At 32.2% G+C, this 8,760-nt stretch carries 6 protein-coding genes; 5 read left to right on the plus strand and 1 reads right to left on the minus strand.

The features are described from left to right. Positions 1-90 precede the first annotated feature (90 nt). On the plus strand, positions 91-831 hold the full coding sequence (locus tag AADI82_RS11155) for a succinate dehydrogenase/fumarate reductase iron-sulfur subunit (RefSeq protein ID WP_341216515.1): 741 nt from the start codon (positions 91-93) through the stop codon (positions 829-831). Between the two features lie 84 nt (positions 832-915). Here the strand turns inward: AADI82_RS11155 and AADI82_RS11160 are convergent, their stop codons facing one another. Further along, positions 916-4,314 carry a hypothetical protein gene (locus tag AADI82_RS11160; RefSeq protein WP_341216516.1) on the minus strand — a complete coding sequence of 1,133 codons (3,399 nt, stop codon included), beginning with the start codon at positions 4,312-4,314 and terminating at the stop codon, positions 916-918. 181 nt (positions 4,315-4,495) lie between these two features. Here AADI82_RS11160 and AADI82_RS11165 point away from each other — a divergent pair, with 181 nt between their 5' ends. From AADI82_RS11165 to AADI82_RS11180, 4 genes are all read left to right on the plus strand, one after another. Beyond that, entirely contained in the window at positions 4,496-5,257 is a 762-nt protein-coding gene (locus AADI82_RS11165) for an exodeoxyribonuclease III (protein ID WP_341216517.1), read from the plus strand. 31 nt (positions 5,258-5,288) lie between these two features. Then, on the plus strand, positions 5,289-6,248 hold the full coding sequence (locus tag AADI82_RS11170) for an OmpA family protein (protein ID WP_341216518.1): 960 nt from the start codon (positions 5,289-5,291) through the stop codon (positions 6,246-6,248). 294 nt (positions 6,249-6,542) lie between these two features. Further along, a complete protein-coding gene (locus AADI82_RS11175) occupies positions 6,543-7,580 on the plus strand; it encodes an aldo/keto reductase (RefSeq protein WP_341216519.1) in 1,038 nt (345 codons plus the stop codon). A gap of 168 nt (positions 7,581-7,748) precedes the next feature. Next, the gene (locus AADI82_RS11180; RefSeq protein ID WP_341216520.1) at positions 7,749-8,579 is read left to right on the plus strand and encodes a hypothetical protein; all 831 of its coding nucleotides are present in this window, start codon (positions 7,749-7,751) and stop codon (positions 8,577-8,579) included. Positions 8,580-8,760: the final 181 nt, after the last annotated feature.

Consider the following 8,760-nt stretch of genomic DNA (forward strand, 5'->3'; position numbering starts at 1 on the left):
GTGAGCCTGCTGAAGCGGTTTTACATAAAGAAGAATTAGAATTTAAAGATATTGAACTAAAACAACGTTCATACAAATAAGAAAGACATTATGAATTTAACACTTAAAATTTGGAGACAAAAAGACTCAAAGGCTAAGGGTCAAATGGTCAATTATAAAGTTACTGATATTTCAGAGCATATGTCTTTCTTAGAAATGATGGATGTTTTGAATGAACAATTAGTAAACGCAGGCGAAGAACCCGTAGCATTCGATCACGATTGTCGTGAAGGTATTTGTGGAATGTGCTCCATGTATATAAACGGCGAAGCTCACGGACCAGATAGAGGCATTACTACGTGTCAATTACATATGCGTATGTTTAAAGATGGGGATACGATTACTATCGAGCCATTTAGAGCAGCAGCGTTTCCTGTAATTAAAGATTTAGTTGTAGATAGAATGGCGTTTGAAAGGATTCAACAGGCTGGTGGTTATATTTCTGTAAATACATCAGGAAACACACAAGATGCGAATTCTATTCCAATTTCTAAGCACGCAGCCGATGAAGCTATGGATGCTGCAACTTGTATTGGTTGTGGGGCATGTGTAGCTACTTGTAAAAACTCATCAGCTATGTTATTTGTTGGTGCAAAAGTATCTCAATATGCATTATTACCGCAAGGACAAATAGAAGCAGCCGATCGTGTTAAAAACATGGTAGCACAAATGGATTTAGAAGGTTTTGGAAACTGTACTAATACTGGTGCTTGTGAAATTGAATGCCCTAAAGGTATTTCGTTAGATAACATCGCTCGAATGAATAGAGAATTGATGAAGGCTAATATTTAATACTTTGTCATGTTGAACTTGATTCAGCAACTCATTATAGAAATAAAACTCCTAGATGATTCATTTTAGGAGTTTTTTTATGGTTTAAAAATAAGCTCTTAATTGAATGGTTCCCGTATGAATCGTTTTACTAGTTTCTGTTTTTCTGCCAAAATAGTTTAAATTTAAATCTAAAAATGTAGTCAGTTTTTTTTGAGCTAATAAACTCCAAGTGAGGTTTTTTCCGGGTTGTAAACCTTCTAACATTTGATATGAAACAGGCGTATTAGCACCACCATTAAAAGCATTATAAAAATAATTTAATTCGCCGTTTATGGCATTCTTTTCTTTATTTGAAAGCGCAAAAGACACACCGTATTTTTGTTGTTTTAAAGCTTCAAAAGCACCGATAGTATTCTTCTTTTTTGTATGTTGATAAAAGATATCGAAACGTGAATTATCATTAAATAAATAAGAGATTTTAGGATTGAAAAGCGTTTCATCAAAATTGTAATTTTTGCTTGTAAAATTCTCACTGATGCTTTCATTTTTATCGAAAGCTGATTGAAATGATAGTAGCCAGCTTTCTTCAATTTTATGATTAAAATTAAACTGATGACTTTTTAAACTATTCTCAATAAATCCGACAGATAAGATATTCCGAGATTGATTTGATAAATAGGTGTACGATGTTGTGTAACGTTGTTTTCCTCGATTAAAAAATAATACATTTCTAAAGTTTAATTGTAAGCCCAATTGATTATCTGCATCATTTTCAAAAGGATTGAGATTAAAACTATTGCCTTCGCGCTTAATTTTTCTATCTATTAAATAACTAGTTTGATTGTAAAAGTGCGACCAGAATTTTCTTGATTTATTGTCGCTAACCGACCATTGTGATGGATTAATAGTCACCGTTTGACTCAGCCTATTTTGGTGCGTTTTTATATAAATACGATTTGGCAGCAATACACGAATGTATTTACCTTGATCTTGAAATTGAGCAATTTCAAATTCCTCTAACTCTTGAATACCATTGGTGTTATAATCAATCCAAGTATAATTGCCTTGTCCAGGTTCAACTTCAACATAAGTAAAATCTTGTTGTGGTAAGGTTCCAGAATTAGTTTCAAAAACGGTATTCCATAATAATATTTGTTTAAAAAGTTTTTGATTGAATTGCAATCTGGAGTTTATAGATTGTTCATCATCAATCGTATCGTCTTCACTTTTCAATGTTCTGTAATTAGCAAAAAGCGATAAATTAGTATTGGTGTTTTGAATAAGTTTAGAATCTAAATAAAACGTATTAGAGATATTTACCTTTTGCAATTTGTTATTTCTGATGCTGTCGTTTACTCTATTTTTATAACCAATTTCAGCAAACACTTTTGTGCTATCACCAACACCCACTAAAACCTCATAAGATTTGAATTTTTGACTTAAAGGTGTTAAAATTTGCGTAGTAATATCTTTTTGTTCGTTAGCTTCAACAGCTAATTTTGTGCCTATCCAACTGTTTTTCATGCCGTAAGTAATTCTATTATAAGACCTTAAAAATGTTGAAGTATTTATATTAGATGTCGCTTTTAAAAAACTAGAATTAGAATTGATATTGAATTTATTAAGCAATACATTAATGTTTGCAACATGCCTATTACCATTAAAATTTTCAGAGAATTCTAAATGTTCAAACTGATAATTTATAATGCCTTTCTTGGGATGGATTAGTTGCAAGCCTGTTTTTGTAAATTGTTGATTGCCCAAAGGATTTTCAATATTCCAATCCCGAGAAAATTCAGCATTATATAAACGCTCAATCGTTTTAAAATTCTTTTGAATAAAGTCACCATCAATAAAAGTATTCAAACTCCATAGGCTATCTTTTTTAATAATGTTTTGAGTGATTTTTAACTTGCCAGCAAACCCATCGTTATCTTTATCGTTTAATCCAGAAAACAAGTTTAAATCGTTTTTACTTCCAGCAGCTTCGAAATGAATAGCAGTTTTTTCGGTAGGATTGTAGCTTCCATTAATAACTGCAATTTGAAGTTTTGTGGGTGCAATAAGTTGCACAATGGGTGCATAATTGCCTTGATTAACACCAACATATTCATAAATATTATTGATGGCATTAATGCTACTTAAAATATAATCGCCTTGATTTTCGCCTACTTGCGTAAATGTAACCCGATATAATTCATCGTCCGGATTGTTTGAAAAAGTAAAGGCTTCAACGCCGTTAATTAGTTCTTTTTTATAAAGAATTCTATTCTCATTTAAAGCTTCTAAAACTTCAGATGGCGCAACCATTTGTGCTCTATCATCACCAGCATTTGCTAATATTTGAACTTGTTCTGATGATAAATTTTGCTGTAAAGGCTGGTTTTTAGCGTCATTTTCAGAATAAACAGAAACGCCAAGTTTTAGTTTATCACTTTCAAATCTTCCGCCGCCATAAGCTACTAAGCGTGAATAATTGCGTTCGCTAACTTGATAATCAACTGTAATTCGCATTTCGGAGGTAATAGGAAATGTGGAGTTAAAAATGATTTCACCTGCATTATAATCTATAATATAATCCTGGTTTTCGCCACGTTTTGCAGCAACACCATTTACATAAACGGTTTCGCTACCCGAAACAATAAGCACAAATAATTCGCCATTTTGTCCTTGTAATTTATACGGACCTTGGTTGCCTTCTTGCGCTTTAAATTCGCTTCTGGTAAATTGCCCACGGACAAAAGCACCTGCAGCAAATAGGTTGGTTTGTGCATCGTCGTTTCCTAATTTCGCATTAATTGATAATCCTTGCACACGTTTTGAAAAACTAGCAAAGTAAGAATCGGTATTTAGTAAATCTATATCGCCAGCTCGAATGTTCCAATTATCGCTAAACAGTTCAATAAACACTTGGTCGAATTCATCTAAACGTTGGCTATAACCACTTTCTTGTAAAGGAATGTTAGCATCTTGTATAGAGGCTCGTAAGGATACTTTATCGTTTAATTTTCCTGTAATTTGTAAATCTAATTCACTTTTTAAAACCGAATTTTGGTTGTTGCCAATAGTAACTCCGCGAGAAATACTACCAGAAGTGGTTAAACCATCAAAAGGAATAAAGGTTTTTGATTCGTTTGATTGTGATAATTTATATAATGTTTGGGCATTGCTGTTGTTTTCAACAATAATGTTTTCGTCTAATTGCTTATAGGTTTTGGTTAAAAAATCGGGAAATTTTAAATAATTTATAATGATAGAATCTCCTTGAATAGGCTTTTTTAAAGTTAAAAGAGCTTTTGCAAAATCTACAATATAATATGTGGAATCTATTATCGAGTTGTCTTTCGCTTTAATCGAAAACGAATTGGGATTAATACTAACACTGTCAATTCTAATGGTATCTTTTACGGCAACTTTTTTAGTCTTGTAATTAGAGTTTTTGTTTTGTGCTAATGAGCAAAAACTAATAAAAAAGAGAAGAAAAGGTAATAAACACTTCATTTAGATACTTAAACTGCAATACGCTTAAAATATTTTGTTAATAGCTTCGTTAAAACTCCTTATATAAATAATAGTGTAAATGTAACTCATTATTTATTTTAGCTGAAATTTCATTTGTTCTCAATTGATAACAAATGAATCCTGATGAAATATCAGGATTACATCAACCTTAATTAGATTTATGAAAATTATATCCTATAACGTAAACGGTATTCGTGCAGCACTTAACAAAGGTTTTATAGATTGGTTAAAAAGTGCCAATCCAGATGTGATTTGCTTGCAAGAAACTAAAGCGATGAAAGAACAGTTGGATTTAAGTTTGTTTGAAGAAGCTGGTTATAGATACAACTATTGGTTTAGTGCACAAAAAAAGGGTTACAGCGGAGTAGCTATTTTATGTAAAACAGAGCCAAATCATGTAGAATACGGTACAGGAATTGAGTCTATGGATTTTGAAGGCAGAAACCTTAGAGTCGATTTTGATGGCTTTTCTATAATGAGTTTGTATTTACCATCAGGGACAAACGATGCACGATTAAACCACAAATTGGAATATATGGATATGTTTCAAGACTATATAAATAAGCTAAAAAAAGATATTCCTAACCTAGTGATTTGTGGCGATTATAATATTTGTCATGAAGAAATAGATATTCACAACCCAAAAATGAAAGGTGTTTCGGGGTTTTTACCAGTAGAACGCGAGTGGATAGGAAGTTTTATTAATAGCGGCTTTATCGATTCGTTTAGGTTTATAAATCCAGAATTGCAGCAATATAGTTGGTGGAGTTATCGTGCCAATGCACGTGCCAATAATAAAGGATGGCGATTAGATTACGCTATGGTTTCGCAGCCATTACAAGAAAACATAAAAAGAGCCGTTATACTAACCGAAGCTGTACATAGCGACCATTGCCCTATTTTAGTTGAAATAGAAAATTAATTTTTATAAATAATAAATTTAACCCAAAATCATGATTAAAAAAATCTCATTTACCGTATTAACTTTAGCACTTTTAGCATCATGTGTATCGCCTAAAGTATATAAAGAATTAGAAGGTAAGTATGCCAATTTAAAGCAAGAAAACAGAAAACTTTCAGATGAAAACGAAGCACTATTAAATGCTAAAAATACAGCTGAAAATGAGTTGAAGCAATTAACAGCTGCCTACAATGAGGCTGTTGCAGAACGCGATAAATTACAAGCCGATTATAATGCAACAAAATCTAATCTAGAAAATTTAAAAGCGTCTTATGATGCTTTAGAAAAAAACAGTACTGCAGCCATTACAGAAAACTCTAAAAAGAACAGAGAGTTGTTAGCACAGTTAGAAGCCAAAGAGCAAGCTTTAGCTGCCGAAAGTGCACGATTAGCAAAACTTAAAAAAGAGTTGCATGATCGTTCAAATAGAGTTGCAGAATTAGAAAGTGTAATAGCATCAAAAGATGCTGCAATGACAGCTCTTAAAAATGCTATTTCAAGAGCCTTAACCGATTTTGAAGGTAAAGGATTAACAGTTGAACAACGTGACGGGAAAGTATATGTTTCTATGGAAAATAAGCTACTATTTAGTTCAGGTAGTTGGGCAGTTGGTGCAGAAGGCCGAAGAGCTGTAAACCAATTGGGTGGTGTGTTAGCAGATAATCCAGATATTGCAGTTTTAATAGAAGGACATACCGATAACGTTCCATTTAAAGGTAACGGACAACTAAGTGGTAACTGGGATTTATCGACTAAGCGAGCAACAGCAATCGTTAATATTTTAAGAGAAAACAATAATATAAACCCAGAAAATTTAACTGCTGCAGGTCGTGGTGAATTTGCACCAATAGCAACTAACGATACACCAGAAGGTAAAGCAAAAAACAGACGTATTGAAGTTATTTTAACACCAAAGTTAGATGAGCTTTCTAAGTTGTTAAGCGATAATTAATCGTCACTTCGAGTGATTTCAATGTATTGAAGTTATATCGAGAAGTAGGTCGTTACCACAAGGATTAGGACTATTCGCTATATCTTTTTTTACGTCATAGCGAGGACGAAGGACGTGACTATCTGCTAAATATTAGTTTAAGTAAAAGTAGTTTTCTCTTTTAAAAAAGGATGCTGCATCTCCCGATAACTATCGGGACGCTAACGTAAAAAACCTATAAAAGCTATTAAGGCTTTTAAAGGTTTTTTATCTTTATCAACTAGTCTAAAAATCTAATTAATCTAATAATCTAAAATGAAATACACAACACTACCAAATACCAATATAAAAGTTAGCAAAATATGTTTAGGCACCATGACTTGGGGAAACCAGAACTCTCAAGAAGAAGGATTTGCTCAAATGGATTATGCTTTAGACAGAGGTGTTAATTTTTGGGATACAGCCGAAATGTATGCCGTTCCTGCGAGTCCAGAGACTTATGGTAGCACAGAAACTATTATTGGTAATTGGTTTGCTAAAACGGGTAATCGAGATAAAGTAATTTTAGCCTCAAAAATTGCTGGTAATGGAGATTATACAGCACATATTCGTACTAATGGTTTTGCTCCAGAAGCGCTTAAAGAAGCTGTAAACAATAGTTTAAAACGATTACAAACCGATTATATTGATTTATATCAACTACACTGGCCAGAGCGTGAAACAAATTATTTTGGAGTTAGAGATTATAAGCATAATACAAATGATGCTTGGGAAGATAATTTTAATGAAGTCTTAAATACACTTGACGGCATAATTAAAGAAGGTAAAATTAGAAACGTTGGTATTTCAAACGAGAAGGCTTGGGGGACTATGCGTTATTTAGAAGAATCTAAAAAACATAATTTACCAAGAATGGCAACCATTCAAAACCCATATTCGCTATTATGCAGAACCTTTGAAGGTGATTTAGCCGAAGTATCTATTCGCGAAAATATAGGCTTGTTAGCATATTCGCCAATGGCGTTTGGTGTACTATCTGGAAAGTATATAAAAGGAACAGCTGCTGATAATGCGCGTTTAAAACTATTCCCAAGATTTGGTCGTTATACCAATCCGCAAGCTACAGAAGCAACAAAAAAGTATTTAAAAATTGCTGAAGATAATAATATGACTTTAGCACAAATGAGTTTAGCATTTGTAACCCAACAGCCTTTTGTAACCAGTAATATTATTGGTGCTACTAATTTAGAGCAGCTTAAAGAAAATATTGATAGTGTTGATGTGGTTTTAAGTGATGCGGTTTTGACTCAAATAAATGAAGTGCATGATGTGATACCTAATCCTGCGCCTTAATTTTTGAGTGAGCAACAGCTCTTGTTTTCTTGCTATTTTATTGATTCTCTATCTTAATGTTCTATTTGACTTTGTCAGAAAAAAATGATAACTTCGTTTAACGGCTGATATAAAACATTAAAACGATTTCATATCAGTTGAGCATTAGCAAAAATTAAAAGCAATCTAATGTCAAAACTAAATTTTTTTCTACCGATACTAATTTTTATTTTTTTTAATTGCTCAAATGAAGATAATCCTAATAATGATGGTATATTTTTAGGAGATATAATACTGCGAACTCAAGAAGACATTAATGACTTTGGGAGTTATCAGTATAAAAAAATTAGTGGGGATTTAACAATAATAACAGACGGAGTTATTGATAATATAATTGACTTATCGCCACTAAATAGTATTTCGAGAGTTGACAATCTATTAGCAATTTATAATTGTTCTCAATTAGAAAGTATAGAATTTAAAATGACTGAAGTAGGTATATTAACCATAATAAATACAAAAAGCAAGAGAATAAATTTCCCTTCATTAAAAGAAATCACTTCTGACTTTTTAATAATTAGCGACAATAGTTTGTTAGAGACAATTAGTTTTAATCAATTAACTTCCACTGGTTCAGAGTTAAGAATCATTAATAACCCAAAGATTGAAAATTTAGATGGTTTTCAATCTTTAACGCATCTTGGTTCAAATTTTGGTTCAGGATTACAGATTAGAGACAACCCAATGCTATTAAATTTATCTGGTCTTAACAACGTAAATTCGGAAGTTGTATTGTTAGAAATTGTAAACAATTATGGTTTAAGTTCTTTAAATGGTATCAACAATATTTATTTTGAAAATATTAGAATATTATCTAACGATAATTTGACTAATTTTTGTGCCATCAAGAATACCATAGAACCCGAAGTAAATATAGATGGGGGACAAGAATATTATGTCATTGACAATAAATATAATCCAACAGCAGAAGAATTAATCAATGGTAATTGTAGTCAATAACTTTTGCTAACAAAGTTTAAAAATAATTGCTTGGTTCTAGCCTACTCGGAAAATCCTGCGGATTTTCCTCTGGTTCGTTCCATTTTTGTTAAGTTAGTTGCTTAATCACGCAACTATCCTTACACCAACCGTTAAACGAACTTCCTAAAAAACAAATTGCTTCGGTTCATTAACTTAATAA

The organism is uncultured Wocania sp. (genome assembly GCF_964021735.1).
GTDB lineage: Bacteria > Bacteroidota > Bacteroidia > Flavobacteriales > Flavobacteriaceae > Wocania_A.